Origin of the sequence: Halorubrum trapanicum, from assembly GCF_017873555.1 — an archaeon.
Lineage (GTDB): Archaea > Halobacteriota > Halobacteria > Halobacteriales > Haloferacaceae > Halorubrum > Halorubrum trapanicum.
Genome location: NZ_JAGGKE010000003.1, coordinates 94,421 through 110,473 on the forward strand (window position 1 = coordinate 94,421; position 16,053 = coordinate 110,473).

11 protein-coding genes, 1 tRNA gene and 1 pseudogene are annotated in these 16,053 nt (G+C 65.8%); 5 read left to right on the top strand and 8 right to left on the bottom strand.

Translation table 11 applies throughout. The features are described 5' to 3' along the window. Positions 1–23 precede the first annotated feature (23 nt). The 6 genes from J2744_RS04685 to J2744_RS04710 all read right to left on the bottom strand — a co-directional run bounded on the left by J2744_RS04685 (position 24) and on the right by J2744_RS04710 (position 7,360). Entirely contained in the window at positions 24–1,199 is a 1,176-nt protein-coding gene (locus J2744_RS04685; protein WP_209545193.1) for an aminopeptidase, read from the bottom strand. Between the two features lie 70 nt (positions 1,200–1,269). Further along, the gene (locus tag J2744_RS04690; protein WP_209545195.1) at positions 1,270–1,683 is read right to left on the bottom strand and encodes a winged helix-turn-helix domain-containing protein; all 414 of its coding nucleotides are present in this window, start codon (positions 1,681–1,683) and stop codon (positions 1,270–1,272) included. A gap of 448 nt (positions 1,684–2,131) precedes the next feature. Next, positions 2,132–3,931 (bottom strand): oligoendopeptidase F, encoded by a 1,800-nt coding sequence (pepF, locus tag J2744_RS04695; protein WP_209545197.1) that lies wholly within the window; start codon positions 3,929–3,931, stop codon positions 2,132–2,134. 156 nt (positions 3,932–4,087) lie between these two features. Further along, positions 4,088–4,567, bottom strand: coding sequence for a ribosomal protein S18-alanine N-acetyltransferase (gene rimI / locus J2744_RS04700; protein WP_209545199.1), 480 nt, complete (start codon positions 4,565–4,567; stop codon positions 4,088–4,090). A 72-nt stretch (positions 4,568–4,639) separates the two neighbouring features. Next, on the bottom strand, positions 4,640–6,376 hold the full coding sequence (locus J2744_RS04705) for a PAS domain-containing protein (protein WP_209545207.1): 1,737 nt from the start codon (positions 6,374–6,376) through the stop codon (positions 4,640–4,642). 177 nt (positions 6,377–6,553) lie between these two features. Beyond that, positions 6,554–7,360 (bottom strand): TrmB family transcriptional regulator, encoded by an 807-nt coding sequence (locus tag J2744_RS04710; protein WP_209545209.1) that lies wholly within the window; start codon positions 7,358–7,360, stop codon positions 6,554–6,556. A gap of 284 nt (positions 7,361–7,644) precedes the next feature. Between J2744_RS04710 and J2744_RS04715 the strand changes: the two genes are divergently transcribed. Both J2744_RS04715 and J2744_RS04720 read left to right on the top strand, forming a co-directional pair. Then, the gene (locus J2744_RS04715) at positions 7,645–9,447 is read left to right on the top strand and encodes a COG1361 S-layer family protein (RefSeq protein ID WP_209545211.1); all 1,803 of its coding nucleotides are present in this window, start codon (positions 7,645–7,647) and stop codon (positions 9,445–9,447) included. Further along, positions 9,448–12,048, top strand: a complete 2,601-nt coding sequence (locus J2744_RS04720; protein WP_209545213.1) for an efflux RND transporter permease subunit — start codon at positions 9,448–9,450, stop codon at positions 12,046–12,048. Positions 12,049–12,073: 25 nt separating this feature from the next. On the opposite strand, the gene J2744_RS04725 is transcribed toward J2744_RS04720, so the two are convergent. Together J2744_RS04725 and tnpA are read right to left on the bottom strand one after the other, a co-directional pair. Continuing rightward, on the bottom strand, positions 12,074–13,231 hold the full coding sequence (locus J2744_RS04725) for an RNA-guided endonuclease InsQ/TnpB family protein (RefSeq protein ID WP_209545214.1): 1,158 nt from the start codon (positions 13,229–13,231) through the stop codon (positions 12,074–12,076). Next, positions 13,228–13,644, bottom strand: a complete 417-nt coding sequence (gene tnpA / locus J2744_RS04730) for an IS200/IS605 family transposase (protein WP_209545216.1) — start codon at positions 13,642–13,644, stop codon at positions 13,228–13,230. The genes J2744_RS04725 and tnpA overlap by 4 nt, the downstream gene beginning before the upstream one ends. 252 nt (positions 13,645–13,896) lie before the next feature. Here tnpA and J2744_RS04735 point away from each other — a divergent pair. The 3 genes and pseudogenes from J2744_RS04735 to tnpC all read left to right on the top strand — a co-directional run bounded on the left by J2744_RS04735 (position 13,897) and on the right by tnpC (position 15,866). After that, positions 13,897–13,969: transfer RNA gene (locus J2744_RS04735), tRNA-Arg, on the top strand. 484 nt (positions 13,970–14,453) lie between these two features. Next, positions 14,454–14,744, top strand: a pseudogene (locus tag J2744_RS15295) (non-histone chromosomal MC1 family protein); the annotation flags it as partial. Further along, positions 14,724–15,866: an IS66 family transposase gene (tnpC, locus tag J2744_RS04740; RefSeq protein ID WP_343771406.1), complete on the top strand. Its 1,143-nt coding sequence runs from the start codon at positions 14,724–14,726 to the stop codon at positions 15,864–15,866. The pseudogene J2744_RS15295 and the gene tnpC, both read left to right, overlap by 21 nt. Positions 15,867–16,053 lie beyond the last annotated feature (187 nt).

Genomic DNA, 16,053 nt, shown 5'->3' on the forward strand with positions numbered 1-16,053 from the left:
CCGTCGCGGACGCGTTTCGGGTTCTACTGTTCGAACCCCTCTTCCCACCGGAACGTCCCGTCCCGCTGGACGACCTCGTCGTCGACTTCCATCCGGGAGTCCGCACTCACGTCCGAGATCATGTCGACGTGGACCGCGCTGTCGTTGCCGGACTCGCCCTCGGGTAGGCAGGCGTCGTAGGCGCGGCCGACCGCGAGGTGGACGGTGTCGCCCATCTTCTCGTCGAAGAGGATCGAGTCGGTGAAGCGGTCGATTCCACGGTTCATCCCGATACCGAGTTCCCCCAGCCGCCGCGCGCCGTCGTCGGTGTCGAGGATGTCCGCGAGTGCGTCCTCGCCCGCCTCCGCCGCGAAGTCGACGACTTCGCCGCCCTCGAAGACGAGGCGGACGTTCCGGACGCGCGTCGCGTCGATCGTCATCGGCACGTCGAAGAACACCTCGCCCGCCGTGTCGTAGGGGGCGGTGAACACCTCGCCCGAGGGGAGGTTGTGGGAATCATACGCGACGGAGGCGGCGGAGTTGACCGCGGTGCGACCCGCGATCGACATCTGAACGTCGGTGTCGGGCGCGTCGTCGCGCTCGGTGACGATCCGGACTTCGTCGCCGGAATCGAGGATCTCCTTCATCCGCGCCATCTCGTCGGCGAGCGCCTCCCAGTCGCGGAGGACGGCGTCGTAGACGAACTCTTGGTACTCCTCGTAGGCCATTCCCGCCTGCTGGGCGAGGCTCCGCGTGGGGTGGACCGTCGACACCCAGTCGGTGTCCATCCGCGCCTCGCGGACGCCCTGCCGGGCCTTCGCGTACGCCTGCCGCGTCGGGCGGTCGACGTCCGCGGTCGCGGTGGTGTTGCGCCCGCCGCCGATCCGGAGGTAGGCGTCGGCGGCCTCGAAGATCGCGCGGTCGACCGCCGGGTCCGAGTCGAAGTCGGCGGCGTCGACCGCGGCGTCGTCGTCGTTCTCGTCGCAGCCGTCGCCCTCGCCGGAGACCCTCGCCTCGACGCCCTTCAGGTAGGCCCGGGAGAGTTCGTCGGAGCCGTACAGCGTCGTGACGTTCGCCCCGCGCTCGCCGAGCGCCTCGGCGACCGCGACGCCCAGTTCGTGGGCGTCCTCCGCGACGCTGACGACGACGTCGTCGCCGGTCTCGACCCGCGCGCTCCAGTCGACGAGCACCGCGGCGTGCTCGCGTACGCGTTCGTCCATTATCCGGTGTGTGGCGGGGAAACGGTAAATCGGTGCCGGGACGGCGAGTCCCGTTTAGGCGTCTCGGGAGTCACTCCTCAACCGAACTGTCGTACATCGCTTCGAACTCCGCTTCGCCGCGGATCAGTTCGTCGACGCCACTCGTGAGGGTTACTCCACCGAACACTGTCGCTCGGTAGTACGTGTAGAGGCCGTCCGCTCCTCGCTCGGTCTGTTGGCGCTTTTCAACGAGGCCGACGTCGACGAGTTTGTTGAGGTGGTAGTGGAGGGTGCTGTCGTCGACCTCGATCGCGTCCTCCAGTTCTTTGGGGCTCATGTCGTCGCCGTGGACGAGTCGGTAGAGGATTTCGTACCTGGTGCGGTGTCCGACCGTCGCGTGCATCGCCAGGTACTCGTCGAGGCTGAGGACGCTGTCCTCGGGCAGCAGGTCTTCGGGGTCCTCCGGGAATCCTGCGCCGGCGGGCTGCGAGTGATTCGTCGCCATCGTAATGTTCCGTACGGGGGAGAGATGCTTAGGCTCTGTTAGGCCGAAGTTTCTCAAAAACGCCGTCTTTTAAATACTGACGGCAGTTCATCGGTGAAGACCGCTAAAGCCCCAGCCGCTCGCTTATAAATAGTTGACAGGCGATCAGCGGTGAACACCTCCAAAGCCCCAGCCGTGAGGGCGGCGCACGCTCGCTGCGCTCCTTGCTCGCGTTGCTCGCTGCGGTGCTTACGTCGCCTGCGCCGCCCTCACGGCTGCCCCTTTGAGTCCCACCCGACCGCACAGCGACCGCACCTCACACCTCCCCAGCCTCGTCGGTCGCCGTCGCTTCGCTCGGCGACCGACTCCCTCGCGCGGTGCTGCTCGGCCGCGAAGCGGCCTCGCAGGCACGCGCCACCGTAGGCTCACTTATAAAAGAGAAACGTCCGTCAGATCGTGGCCGAACGAACTACTCCAGGTCGAGCAGCGTCGCGATCTCGTCGAGGTACTCGTCGTAGACGCCGACGGCGGACTCGATCGGGTCGGGCGACGCCATGTCGATGCCGGCGAGTTCGACCACGTCGAGGGGGTAGTCGGAGCCGCCCGCCTTCAGCATCTCGCGGTAGTCGGCGGCCGCGGACTCGCCCTCGTCGAGGACGCGTTCGACGATAGCGGCCGCGGCGGAGATACCGGTCGCGTACTGGTAGACGTAGAAGTCGTAGTAGAAGTGCGGGATCCGCTGCCACTCGCGCTCGATGCCGCCGGTCAGTTCGGCGGGCGCGTAGTAGTCGCCCTTGAGGTCGGCGTACATCTCGTCGAAGGCGTCGGGAGTGAGCGCGTCGCCGGTCTCCACGCGCTCGTGGATCCGCTGTTCGAAGGCGGCGAACATCGTCTGGCGGAACAGAGTGGAACGGAAGCGTTCGAGGTACTCGTCGAGGACGTGCGTCCGGAGCTCGTCGTCCTCGGCGGTGTCGAGCAGGTGGTGGGTGAGCAGGGTCTCGTTGACCGTGGAGGCGATCTCCGCGACGAAGATCTCGTAGCTGGCGTCGTGCCACGGCTGGGCGTCGCCCGCCAGCTCCGAGTGCATCGAGTGCCCGAGCTCGTGGGCCAGCGTGTACATCGAGGCGATGTCGTCCTGGTAGTTCATCATGATGTACGGCTGGGTGTCGTACGTGCCCGACGAGAACGCGCCCGAGCGCTTCCCGCGGTTCTCGTACACGTCGACCCACCGCGAGTCGAGCCCCTCGGCCAGCCGCTCCTGGTAGGCGTCGCCCAGCGGCGCGACCGCCTCGATCACCCACTCGCGGGCCTGCTCGTACTCCACGTCGGGACCCTGATCCCCCGTCAGCGACATGTAGAGGTCGTGGCTCTGGAGCTGGTCGACGCCGAGCGCCGCCTCCTTCAGCTCCGCATGGCGGTGGAGCACGTCGAGGTTGTCGTCGACGGAGTCGACGAGGGTGTCGTACACCTCGACGGGGACGTTCGAGCCGTCGAGCGCGGCGGCGCGCGCGGAGTCGTAGTCGCGGATCTCGGCGCTTGTCACGTGTTCGCGGACGGCCTTCTCCAGCGACGTGCCGACCGTGTTGCGGACGCCTTCCCACTCGTCGTAGAACGTCTCGTGGACGCGCTCGCGGAACTCGCGGTCCGGGTTCGTCTGGAGCTTCGTGAAGTTCGCCTGCGTGATCTCGACGTCCTCGCCGTCGGGGTCCTCGACGACGCCGTAGGTCATGTCGGCGTTCGTCAGCATCGAGTAGATCTCGCTCGGCGCGTCGGTGACCTCCGAGAGGTCCGCGAGCACCTCCTCGACCTCGCTCGACCGCGTGTGCGGCTTCTTCCGCAGGACGTCGTCGAGGTAGTGCTCGTACTCGGCGAGGGCCAGCTCGTCGTCGACGAACGCCTCGACGTCGGACTCCGTGAGCGTCTGGAGCTCCGGTTCGAGATAGGAGATCGCGCTCGACGCCTCCGAGCCGAGCGACGACGCCCGCGCGGACATCGCCTGGTACTCCTGGTTCCGCGTGTCTTCGGCGCTTCGCAGCCGGGCGTACGTGGTCACCTGCTGTAGCTCGCGGAAGATCTCCTCGCGCAGTTCGAGCAGTTCGAGCAGGGTCGCGGCGTCCTCGGTGACGCGCCCCTCGTAGTCGCGCAGCTCGTCGATCCGGGCTTCGACCGTCTCGCGGGCCGCCTCCCACGCCTCGTCGTCGGCGTAGATGCCGTCGAGGTCCCACTTGTACTCGGCGTCGATCTCGGACCGCTCGGGAACCGAACTCATACCCATCGAGTCGGTCCCCCGCACACTAAGCCTTGTCAAACCCCGCGCAACGAGCCGATAGGCGTGGGATCCACCGACAAACGCGGCGTGTCAACACGCCCCGCTCAGCGCGTCACCGCCCGCCGTCCGACGCCTCTCACTATCCGACGCCTCCCACTACCCGACATCTCCGTCGGCCCACGCCGCGAGGTCGACGACGAGCACGAGCGCGTCCTCGCCGTCGGGGTAGTAGCCGCCCACCCGCCGGATCGGGTCGAACCCCTCGTCGGCGTACAGCGACCGAGCGGGGTCGTTTCCTTCGCGCACCTCCAGCCGCGCGACGGCCACCCCGGTCGCGCGGAGCCGGGCCAGCGCCGACCGGAGGAGGGTCCGCCCGATCCCTTCGCCGCGGGCGTCGGGGTGGACGGCGAGGTCCTTGACGTGGCCGATGTCGCGGCCGTGGTTCGGCGTCCGGTCCGCGACGACGAACCCGACGACCGCGCCCGCCCGTTCGGCGACGAGGAACGCCGGCTCCTCCAGCAGCCGCTCGAAGGCGTCGTGCGGCCACGGGTCCGAGAAGCAGGCGCGCTCGATCCGGACCACCGCGAGGAGGTCGGCGCGCTCGGCCCGTCGGATCGTCACGTCGGCGACGCTCACGGACCGGGTTGACGGTCGCGGGGAATAAACGCGCCGGGTCGGAACCGCGGCGGCGGTGCGCCGGCCGGTCTCTCACCCGTCGATCCAGGGTTCGTCCGGGTCGGCCTCCGCCGGACCGGGGGCGCACACCTCGAAGCACGCGCCCTCGGGCGGTCGGAGCCGCCGCCCGTCCGGGAGACCGACGGGACCCTCGGACTCGCAGCGAAGCTCGACGCTCCAGCCGTGCGACTCGACCACTTCGCGGACGATGTCCAGCCCGTACCCGGTCCCGTCCGCCCGGGTGGTGAACCCCGAGTCGAACACCGACTCCCGGTCCTCGGGGTCGACCCCGGTGCCGTCGTCGGCGACGAGGAACCCCCCGTCGGTGGCGGTGACGAGGACGGTGAGCGCGTCGTCGGTCGGGTCGGGTTCGCCGCCGCCGGTCGGATCGGCTTCACCGCCGGTCGGACCGGTCTCGCCCTCGTCGATCGCTTCCGGGCCGCCGTCGGGGAGCTCGGCCGCCGAGCCGTCCGGCTTCGCGTGTTCGGTCGCGTTGCGGAACAGGTTCTCGAGGGCCTGCCGCACCCGGCCGCGGTCGCCGCACACCTGCGCGTCGCGGGCGACGACCAGCTCCGCGTCGTCGTCGCCCTCGGCGGCGGTCTCCCACGCGTCGCGGGCGACGCTCGCGAGCGCGAACTCGGTCGGCTCGTCCATCCCCGTCCCCTGTCGCGCGAGGGTGAGCAGCTCCGAGACGAGCTGGTCGATCCGGTCGACGGCGCGCTCGCCGCGTTCGAGCGGCTCCGTCTCGCCGCGCAGCCGCGCCATCTCGATGGAGCCGCGGATCACGGACAGCGGGTTCCGGAGGTCGTGCGAGACGATGCTCGCGAAGCGGTCGAGCCGCTCGTTGCGGTCGGTGAGTCGCCGCTCGCGCGCCTTCCGCTCGCTGACGTCCCGGGAGTTGATGAGCAGTTTGCCGACGGGACTGTCGGCCGGCAGCGACCGGGTCCGCGACTCCAGCCAGACCCAGTCGCCGTCGGCGGTGCGGTAGCGGTACTCAAGGGTGGGGGAGGCGTCCGGCTCGGTGAGCGCGCGGTAGAACCGCTCCGTCACGCGCTCGCGGTCGTCCGGGTGGACGTAGCCGAGCGGGGAGCGGCCGACCGTCGACCCCTGCTCGTAGCCGAGCACCTCCGCGACGGACGGGCTCTCGTAGACGACCAGCCCGTCGTCGTCGACGACGGTGACCAGATCGCTGCCGTACTCCAAGAAGGCGCGGTAGCGCTCCGGGAAGGTGCGGTCGGTGTCGATCTGCCGGACGGTGACGATCCGCCCGCCGAACTCCGGGGCCAGCTCCTCGTCGACGACGGACTCGACCCACGCGTAGCCGCCGCTCGCGCGCCGGATCCGGTGGGTGACCGTCCGGCTCGTCGCGACCGCCGACAGCGCGTCCGCCACCGGCTCGCGGTCGCTCGGGTGGACGCGGTCGAGGAGGTCGCTCCCGACGAGCGCGTCGCGCTCGACGCCGACGACGTCCGGCACCGACGGCCCGGCGAACAGCACCTCGCCGTCCACGGCGACCGCGAGGAGGAAGCGATCGGCCTCGAGCGGGCGCGACGCGCCTTTCGCGGGCGTTACGTCGACGTCCCCCGAGGCCCGGTCGGCGTCGAGCGTCCCCGCCGACGCCGACCCGGACTCGGCGCGGTCCTCCGGGCGGGCCGCTCCGTCTCTGGCGCCGCTCGGCGCGTCGACCGCGGATCGGTCGTCGGTGTCGGGGGACTCCCCCTCGTCGGCGTCGCGGCCGCGCGTCGACGTGTCGGATGGACGGAGGGTCACGGTCAGTTCTACCGACGGTACGGACGCGGGATGATAAAGCTGCGCGCCGAGGGTCTCAGAACTGATAACTAACGGCGGTCGACCGGCGGATACGGGTGAGGGGGAGCCGTCGTTCCCCGCGGCTTTCTCACGTGCCGCGAACGCGCACGTCGATCGGATCTCGACCGCCGCGAACCCTCACACTTCGTCGACGACGGTTCCCTCGGCCCACGCGGCCTCGAACCCGTCGCTCACGCGGGTCGCGAACCCGCGGTCGCGCAAGTCGAGCATGCCGAACAGCCGGTCGGGCGCGAGCGGGTCGGCGACCTCAAGACACACCTCCTCGCCGTCGATGAGGTAGAAGTTCCCGTACGCGTCGTCCGTGATACGCAGTTCGAAGGGCCCCTGCGCGATCGTCAGCGTCGCGCGGTCCTCGTCGACCGCGGCGCGCGCGTCGTCGAACACGTCCGGCGAGAGCAGCACGGAGACGTCGACGCCGCTCCGGACGACGCCGAGGAGCCGGTCGAGCAGCTCCGGTCCCTCGCGGTCGACGTCGAACTGCGCGGAGACGTCGGTGGCGACGACGACGATCGACTCCTCGGCGGCGTCGATCCGCTCGAAGAGCAGGTCGAGGGAGTCGTCGGCGCCGACCGCGGCGGTCCAGAACTGGTCGTCGGTCGTCTCGGCGTCGGCCAGTCGGTCGATCAGCTCCGACTTGCCCGACTCGTACGTCTCGATCCGCTGTCGTAGCTCCCGCCGCTTCGCCTCGACAAGGCGGTCGACGGCGACCGCCGGCTCGACGGGCGCGTACCGCTTTGGCTCCCGGTCGGTCTGGACGCGGACCAGTCCGCGCGATTCGAGGCCGCCGAGCGCGTCGTAGATGCGCCCCTTCGGCACCTCGCTCTCGTCGGCGACCGCCGCGGCGGTCCCGGTGCCCAGCGCGAGCAGCGCGCGGTACGCCCGGTCCTCGTAGCTCGACAGCCCCAGATCGCGAAGCGACTCCATGCCCTCCGTAGGCGCGGCCCCCACAAAGCGTCGGCGCTCGATGTCGCCGATCTATATAAAAGGACGGAGCGACAACGCCCGACCGTTTCGTCGATCGCCCGCGGTGTCCGGTGACGGGTTTCGTCTCGAATTCCGGTAACGCCGCCTGTATCCGACGAATAACCGTGTTCGTCCGTCCCGCACACATCTCTTCCGCCGACAGATACTCTCCGAAAACGGATACATTGTTGTCACGGGTTCCCGAAGGGTATTACGTCGCAGTCCCGTACGCGGACGCAACCAACATGAGTCGAATCCGGACCGTCGCCGTCCTCCTTCTCGTCGCGTCCCTTCTCGCGACCGGAACGGTCGTCGCGCAGCAGGCCAACGACACGGTGCGCGGCGACCCCGACATCGAGGCGTTCGCGCCGGAGACCGCGTTCGTCCCCGGCGAGGAGTCGACGCTCCAGGTGAACCTGAACAACCGCGGCAACATCGATGAACAGGGGGCCGACAACCTCGAGAGCGAGGTGGTGACCGCCCACGAAACGACGGCGCGGATCCTCACCGGCGACGCGACGAACCGGCAGGTCCCCTTCGACGTGCGCACCGGCGAGCAGACGGTCGGCGACGTCGCGCGCGGCGTCACCGGGCCGATCGAGTTCACGGTCGTCCCCGACGAGGACGCCGAGCCGGGCGTTTACCGCGTCCCGATCCGGCTGGAGTACCGGAACGTGGAGAGCGCCGAGGTCGACAACGGCAACACCGTCCGCGACGAGGAGATCACGGCCGAGACGGTGACCGTCTCGGTGGAGATCACCGACCGCGCGCAGTTCGCGGTCGTCGACGTCGACGGCGTCGTTCAGGCCGGCGACAACGGTCTCGTCGACGTGACGATGCGGAACGTCCAGAACGAGACCGCCCGCGAGGCCTCCGTCGCCGCGAACCCGGTCGACCCCGATCTCTCCTTCGCCACCGACGCGGGCACGACCGAGACGTACGTCGAGTCGTGGGCGCCGGGCGAGAACCGGACGTTCACCTACCGGTTCGCGGCCGCGGGCGAGGCCACCGCGCGGGCGTCGACGCTGGAGTTCGAGGTCGACTACCGCGACGCCGCGCGCGCCAACGCGGCCGCCCGGACGGTCCGGACGGGCGTGACGCCGCTCTCCCAACAGGCGTTCTCCGCGGCGGGGCTGAACAGCACGCTGCGCGTCGGCGAGGACGGCTCGTTCACCGTCGAGGTGCGCAACCGCGGTCCCCGCGACGTCGAGAACGCGGTCGTCGTGTTCAGCAACGAGGCGCCCGCCCCCGACGGGGTCGGGCAGGAGACGGTCCAGTCGGACCCGAACATCGTCCCCCGCTCGACGCGGGACACGGTCGGCGACCTCGCGGTCGGCGAGACGGCCACCGCCACGTTCGACGCCGGTCTCCGCACGGACGCGAACCCCGGCGAGCGGACGGTCAACGTGGCGGTCCGCTACCGCGGACTCGGCACCGACGAGGGCGTGAGCGCGAGCAAGGGCGACGACGGCACCGTCTCGCTCGTGTCGACGGGGTCGGCCGGCGACGTCATCGTCTCCGACACGCTCGACGTCGTCGTCGACGTCGCGCCCGAGGCGGACACCTTCGCGGTGTCGCCGGCGGAGCCGAACGCCACCGACCCGTCGACGGTCACGCCGGGGTCGACGGTCCGGTACGACGCGGTCGTCCGCAACACCGGTCCCGAGCCGATCTCGGACGTTCAGGCGAAGCTGTTCGTCGACTCGCCGCTCTCCTCGTCCGACGACGAGGCGTTCGTCACCTCGCTCGACCCGGGCGAGGAGACGACGGTCACCTTCGAGGTCGCGGTCGACGGCGGCGCGACGCCGAAGACGTACGCGGCCGCGGTCGACTTCCGCTACGACGACGCCGACGGCGACGAACAGCTCTCGGACACCTACCGGCTGCCTGTCGAGGTGGTCGAAGACGACGAGGGCGGGGCGCTCTCGTCGCCGCTCGGGATCGTCGCCCTGCTCGGCGCCGTCGCGGTCGGCGGCGCCTTGGTCTGGCAGCGCGGTCGGGTGAGCCGGGCGATATCCGACTTCCGCCGTCGGCTCCGCGACCGATAGATGGACCCCGTCACCCGGCTGTTCGGCGCGATCACCGACCGGGTCATCGAGCAGCCGCGCCGGGTCGTGATCGCCTGTCTCGTCGTCACCGCCCTGTTCGCGCCCGGCATGGCGCTGTTGGAGGCGAGCGCGGGCAGCGACCAGTTCACCGACGGGCTCGACGAGGCGGACGCGCTCGACCGCGTGAACGAGCGGTTCGAGCCGGCGTTCGGCGGCGATGAGCCGACGACGCAGCTGATCCAGCGCGACGTCAACGTGCTCGACCGCCGCGGCCTCCTCGACATGCTGGCGACCGCCGAACGGCTCTCGGACCGCGACGGGTTGCGGGTGACGGACGTCTCCGCGCCAGCGATGGACGTCGCGGCCGAACTCGACGAGGACGCCGACACCCCGGCGGCGGCCCGCGACGCGATCGAGCGCGCCAGCGACGGCGAGATCGACGACGCGGTCGACGACGCGGCCGAGGACCCCGGGTTCGCGACGCTGCTCGCCGACGACTTCAACCGCGAGTCCGGGACCGCCTCGGCGGCGCTCGGCGTCGTCAGCCACTCGTTCCCGGCCTCGGCCGACACGCAGTCGATCCAGCGCGAGGCGCAGACGATCGCCGAGGAGGCTCCGGGCGACGTCACCGCGTTCGGCGGCGGCATCGTCGACGGCGAGTTCGAGCGCGTCATCTTCGACTCGCTCGCCATCGTCGTGCCCGCGGCGCTCGCCGTCATCCTCGGGCTGTTGGCGTACGCCTACCGCGACCCCTTCGACTTCGTGCTCGGCGGGATCGCGCTTTTGATGACGGTCGTGTGGACGTTCGGCTTCACCGGCTACGCCGGGATCGCCTTCTCGGAGGTGCTGATCGCGGTGCCCGTCCTCCTCCTCGCGATCGGGATCGACTTCGGGATCCACACGGTGAACCGCTACCGCGAGGACCGCGCCGCGGGCGCGCCGCCGGAGACGGCCATGCGCGGCGCCCTCGGACAGCTCGTGGTGGCGTACTCGATCATCGCCGGGACGACGATCATCGGTTTCCTCGCGAACCTCACCAGCTCGCTGGCCCCGCTCCGGGAGTTCGGCGTCGTCGCCGGACTGGGGATCTGTTTCACGCTCGTCATCTTCGTCGGCTTCCTCCCGGCCGCCAAGCTGGTCGTCGACCGCTGGCGCGCCGAGCGCTCGTTGCCTGAGTTCGGATCGCGCCCGCTCGGCTCCGAGGAGTCGACGCTCGGCCGGTTCCTCCCCCGACTGTCCGCGATCTCGCGGCCCGCGCCCGTCGTCTTCCTCCTCGTCGTCCTCCTGATCTCCGCGGGCGCCGCGGGCTACGGCGCGGGCGTCGACACGACCTTCGAGGACGACGACTTCCTCCCGCCGAGCGAGCAGCCGGCCTACGTCGACTACTTCCCCGGGCCGCTCCAGCCCGGCGAGTACACCGCGACGGAGACGATCAACTTCCTCTCCGACAACTTCGCCACGAGCGAGGACGACACCGTCACGATATACGTCGAGCGGCGCATGACCAGCGACGCGGCCCTGCGCAGCCTCGCACGCGCCGAGCGCGACCCCCCCGACACGTTCGTCACCGTCGACGGCCGCGCCAGCACCGACAGCGTCCAGAGCGCGATCGACGGCTACGCCGCGGAGGACCCCGAGTTCGCCCAGCTCGTCGACGAGTCCGCGCTCGACGACGGCCGCCCGAACCGCAACCTCGACCGGATCTACGCCGAGCTGCGGAGCTCGCCGTACGACGACTTCACCGGCGAGTACCTCGCGGACGACGACCGCTCGACCCGGATCGTGTACGCCGTCGAGTCCGACGCCAGCGACGCCGCGATCACCGCCGACGCCCGACAGGTGGCCGACCGCTACCGCGGGGACGCGACCGCGACCGGCCAGATCGTCGTGTTCCAGGCGGTCGCCGACACGATCTTCGAGTCCGCGATCGTCTCGCTGGCGGCCGCGCTCGGGCTCTCCGCGGTGTTCCTCGTGATCTTGTTCTGGCTGCTGCTCGGCAGCCCGACGCTCGGGCTCGTCACGCTCGTCCCGGTGACGGTCGCCGTCGCGACGCTCACCGCCACGATGCGGCTCGTCGGCATCCCCTTCAACGCGATCACCGCGACGATCCTCGCGATCACCATCGGACTCGGGGTGGACTACACCGTCCACGTCGCGCACCGCTTCCACGACGAGTACGCTCACGGCGGCGATGTCGAGGCCGCGGTGGTCACCACGCTCCGCGGGACCGGCGGCGCGCTCACCGGCACGTGGGCGACGACCGCGCTCGGCACGGGCGTCCTCGTCCTCGCTATCACCCCGATCCTCGGCCAGTTCGGGCTGCTCACGGCCGCCAGCATCACGCTCGCGTACCTGGCGTCGCTCATCGTCTTACCCCCGGCGCTCGTCGTCTGGGTCGCCGTCGTCGAGCGCCGCCCCGGACTGCTGTTCGTCGGCCGCTTCCTCGACGCCGCCGGTGCTATCGACGTCGACGACGGTCGCGACGCGACCGAGCGGCCGCGGACCGACGGCGGAACGGACGAGTCGGGCGCCGCCGACGGGGCCGACGCCGACGCCTTCGAGTGGCAGAGCGATCCCAAACCGCGGGACGACGATGACTGAGTCAGAAGCGGTGAACTACCCCTGCCTACTTCGCTCGCCTGACGGTTCGCTTCGTTGAGGCAGGGGCTTCCAAGTCGGCTCGCAAGCGTACCGTTGTAGAGGCTCGGTCAGCACCGCTCGGTTCGAGCACAGGTTCACAAACTGCGCCGAGACTGGATAGCGGGCACGCGATGTCCTTACCCAGTCCTTTCTTTGCGATGTTCGTCGCACCGTTCTTGTCCGCATTGTCGTCCAACCCGCACTCATGGCACAGGTGTCGTCCCTGTCCCTTCCGAGTAGTCGTGTCTTGTTCGCCACACCGCCAACACGTTTGACTCGTCATATACTCGTTCACGGACTTCACCGCGATACCCGCGAACGTCGCCTTATACCCGATGTAGTTCTTGAGCGTATGGTGTGGCATCGAATGGAGCCGACGATTCATCTCCGCTCCGAGGTCTTGATTCTGGATTCCTTCGAGGTTCCCGACCACGATGAGCGCGTTGCGCTCTTTAGCTTCCTCCACGATAGCGCGGGAAATCTTGTGGAGGCGGTCGTTCACTCGGCGATGCTCTTTCGCCCTGACCGACTGGAGCGTGTCGTAGGCTCCCTTCTCTTGTAGACGAGTGCGAAGATTGTGATGGTGACGGCGGATACGGCGAATCTCCCGACCGTAGAACTCGGTGTTACGGGAAGGCAACGCCACCGACGTTGCCACCCATCGAATACCGAAATCCACGCCGATAACACCGTCGTACTCCTCGCTAACTTCCACCTCTTGCCGAACCGTCAGGTGCGCGTAGTAGTCGCCACCCTCTCGAACGATTTTCGAGTCCTTCACGTCGGCCTCGTCGGGGATCTCATCGTGCGGTTGAATCGGGACGTTCACGCCACCCCAGACCTGTGAGACGGGGAGTTTCAGCCACCAGTCCGTCAGGTCGGTGTCGTGCTGTTCCACATCCACGCCAACGTCGAACACGTCGTTGCGGATAAACCACGGGTAGTCGTGGTCGTCGCGCAGGTTGTCGGTGTCCACGTAGGCGTCGGCGCATTGTTTCGTGGCCGAGTAGAGGTCGGCGTCCTCGTCGCCACGAATGTATCGTTGGAACGCTTCGTACTCGTGGTTGATGGCGTCGAGTTTCGACTGCGTAAGGTCGTCGGTGAGGATTTTCGCCACGACCGTCTTCTCGGCAGTCTGTTTCATTCGTCGTCACGCTCCCGTTGGGTCTCGACGTATTCTTTCAGTACGTCCAGCGATACTTGTCCCGTGCTGATGAGGCAGTACGAGTCTGTCCAAAACGAGTCGCCCCACAGTTTGTCCTCGATGTGGTCGGCATATTCGTTGCGGATGCGTCGAGCAGACGCGCCTTTGAGGACGTTGATGAATTTGGCAAGGTCGGTCGTGGGCGTGGCTTTGAACAGGAGGTGAACGTGGTCGCGGTCGGCTTCGAGGTTTGTGATTTCGACACCGTAGTTGTCAGCGAACCCACTCACGACCTCGCGGAAGAAATCTCGGAGTTCTTCGTTGAACACCTCGCGTCGGTATTTCACGACGAGGACGAGGTGGTAGTGTAGGGAGTATGTCGAGTGCGCTCCCGTATTGAGGTCGTGTTCCATTGGGTTCAATTCTACTATCGGGCTACAGTCATATGATTCTTTACTTGGGTTATACGGTTTCTTAGATAGCCTAATTTCGTGTCGGCTGTATCCCCGCCCTACTGCGTCCTCAGAACGCGGAGCGTTCTGATGTGCGAACGAGAGCTTCGCTCTCGTTAACGCTACCCGGTCGCTTGGCTCACTGCGTTGCTCCTTGAAATGAGAACTTAGCCTCGCAAAACTTAAAGGCGCGCCGGGGATATCCGGTCGTGAGGGCGCGTAGCTCAGCGGACAGAGCACTTGGTTCCGGACCAAGATGCCGCGGGTTCAAATCCCGTCGCGCCCGTATCGTTCTAATCGCATGACTCCGGCGGGGTAGACACCGGAATACTCCAAGGCGCGTGCTTTCGTTCGACGAGTGACTGCCCGCGGGTTCAGTGGGATTCACGTACAGCCAAACTAGACTGGGTAGAGAAAATCAATCGCTGATTGACCTCTCTAAACGGATTTGACTAACGATTACTCAGTACAGTCGGACATGTATTGTAGACCGGCTATCCATCGATCAGTGTTGGTTTCTCGCGTTTCTCAGCTGGGACTAGATTAACGCATTTTAGATCTTCACTCTCACAAAGATTGCCGAAAATCAACGTCAGTCGTAATGGGGTAATCGGCGTCATATGGTCGTATAAGCGCAGCGAGGAACAAACCGCACACGTCGTGGTTTTTTGTACTAGTCTCTGGCGATGGTTGTTTAAATTCGTTAACCCGCGTGAACACAAACCGAGTTTGATTATCTGGTGTGTCATTAGTTGACGAGAGAACAACCTATGGCTGACAACAGACAGCAATTTGCTCTCAGAGAGGATGGCGAAGAAGCCAGTGTTTTCAGAGGAAATACTCCGAGACAGGCGGCATTAAAAGCTGCTCGACGACTTGACCCAGCAAAAACTGAGGAGGAGGCCATGACAAGTTCGGAGCGAATACGCCTCCGAGAACACGGAACTATCAAGATTCACGTGTATGAGGCGTGGGCCTGGCAGGAGATAACAACTCAAGATGACCCAGAGTGGCTCGGAGATAGTGTCACAAGAGCTAATGTGGAAAAAGTACGTGTCGAAACCGTCACAAAAGCAGAAGATGAGTTCGAATATAACCGTATATCTCCTCTCCTTTCTGACCAGCCAATCAAGATTACACAAGATAAGTGTGATAATTGTGGTAGTTCATTAGAAGGAGGGTTCAAGATAGCTGTCGGTGTCAGAGATGTACCTGATCCCCCGATTGTTCGACACAGTCGCTACTACTATGAATGTGATAGCTGCGATGAAGAGGTGGTTGCTGAAAAAGAATATCTCCCTTCGAAGGGCAGATACGGTGCTAATCTCCTTGCCCAAGCTGTTCTCTTCCGGTACGAGTACCGGATTCCGTACCGAAAGGTCTCAAACTTATTTGAACAGCTGTACGGCTGTAGCATCAGTGAAGCAGGTGTGCTACAACTCTGTGAACGGATGGCAACTACCGCTCGTTCCGAATATGAGGATATCCAAAAACGGATACAGTCTGCTGATGTACTCTTTGCTGATGAAACTCCTCACTTAGTCGATGGGTCAAAAAGTTGGCTGTGGGTATTCACAACCGATAATAGAACCTTTTACGCCTTCAGAGATAGTCGTGGGAGCGAAGTTCTGGAAGACGTTCTTGGAGACGCCTTCACTGGTGTGATCGTCTGTGACGGTCATCGCTCATATCCTGCGTATCACTCGTGGTTACAAAGATGCTGGACTCACCTGCTTCGTGGGACTGATAAACTGTCTGATAATGACACTGAGGCGTGGTCAATCTATAATCGTCTGTTTGAGATTTTCGAAGGTCTGAAAGCTTTTTTACAGACTGATCCCACACCAGTTCAGCGTCTTGTTGTTCAAAGTAATGCACGTGAAGAACTGAGAAGGTTGGCGAGGACTGAAGTTCAATCAGAGGACGCTAATGACGTTCTGACGATGCTTGAGAATGGTATCGGACACTGGCTCACGTTCGTCGTTCATCCAGATGTCGAACCGACGAATAACACGGCTGAGGCTATATTGCGTGAACCAATAGCGATGCGAAGAATAATCCGAACACTCCAAAATCAAAAAGGAATGCGATTGCACGAGACTTTCCTCTCCCTAATTAAGACTTGGAAACAACAAGGTGCTAATCCCTACACTGAACTCCAACGACTGGCTCGTAATGTATGAGAGTTCAGATACTCAACGGATTCAGTCTTTTTCCTCTGTATTCTGGTTTTGCCTTCTTGAACCCGTCCCGATAGCAGGGCCAACAGAGAAAGCATTCAAAAAGTGAACAGTCGTAATCAACCGGTTTCAGAGCCGATGTCATCTCGAACTGTCCACAAGCAAGGGCTATTATCTGAGTCACGGTAAT

Coding starts and splice junctions, on each gene's coding strand:
- J2744_RS04685 (WP_209545193.1), bottom strand. CDS start 1,199: ATGGACGAACGCGTACGCGAGCACGCCGCGGTGCTCGTCGACTGGAGC.
- J2744_RS04690 (WP_209545195.1), bottom strand. CDS start 1,683: ATGGCGACGAATCACTCGCAGCCCGCCGGCGCAGGATTCCCGGAGGAC.
- pepF (WP_209545197.1), bottom strand. CDS start 3,931: ATGAGTTCGGTTCCCGAGCGGTCCGAGATCGACGCCGAGTACAAGTGG.
- J2744_RS04710 (WP_209545209.1), bottom strand. CDS start 7,360: ATGGAGTCGCTTCGCGATCTGGGGCTGTCGAGCTACGAGGACCGGGCG.
- J2744_RS04715 (WP_209545211.1), top strand. CDS start 7,645: ATGAGTCGAATCCGGACCGTCGCCGTCCTCCTTCTCGTCGCGTCCCTT.
- J2744_RS04720 (WP_209545213.1), top strand. CDS start 9,448: ATGGACCCCGTCACCCGGCTGTTCGGCGCGATCACCGACCGGGTCATC.
- J2744_RS04725 (WP_209545214.1), bottom strand. CDS start 13,231: ATGAAACAGACTGCCGAGAAGACGGTCGTGGCGAAAATCCTCACCGAC.
- tnpA (WP_209545216.1), bottom strand. CDS start 13,644: ATGGAACACGACCTCAATACGGGAGCGCACTCGACATACTCCCTACAC.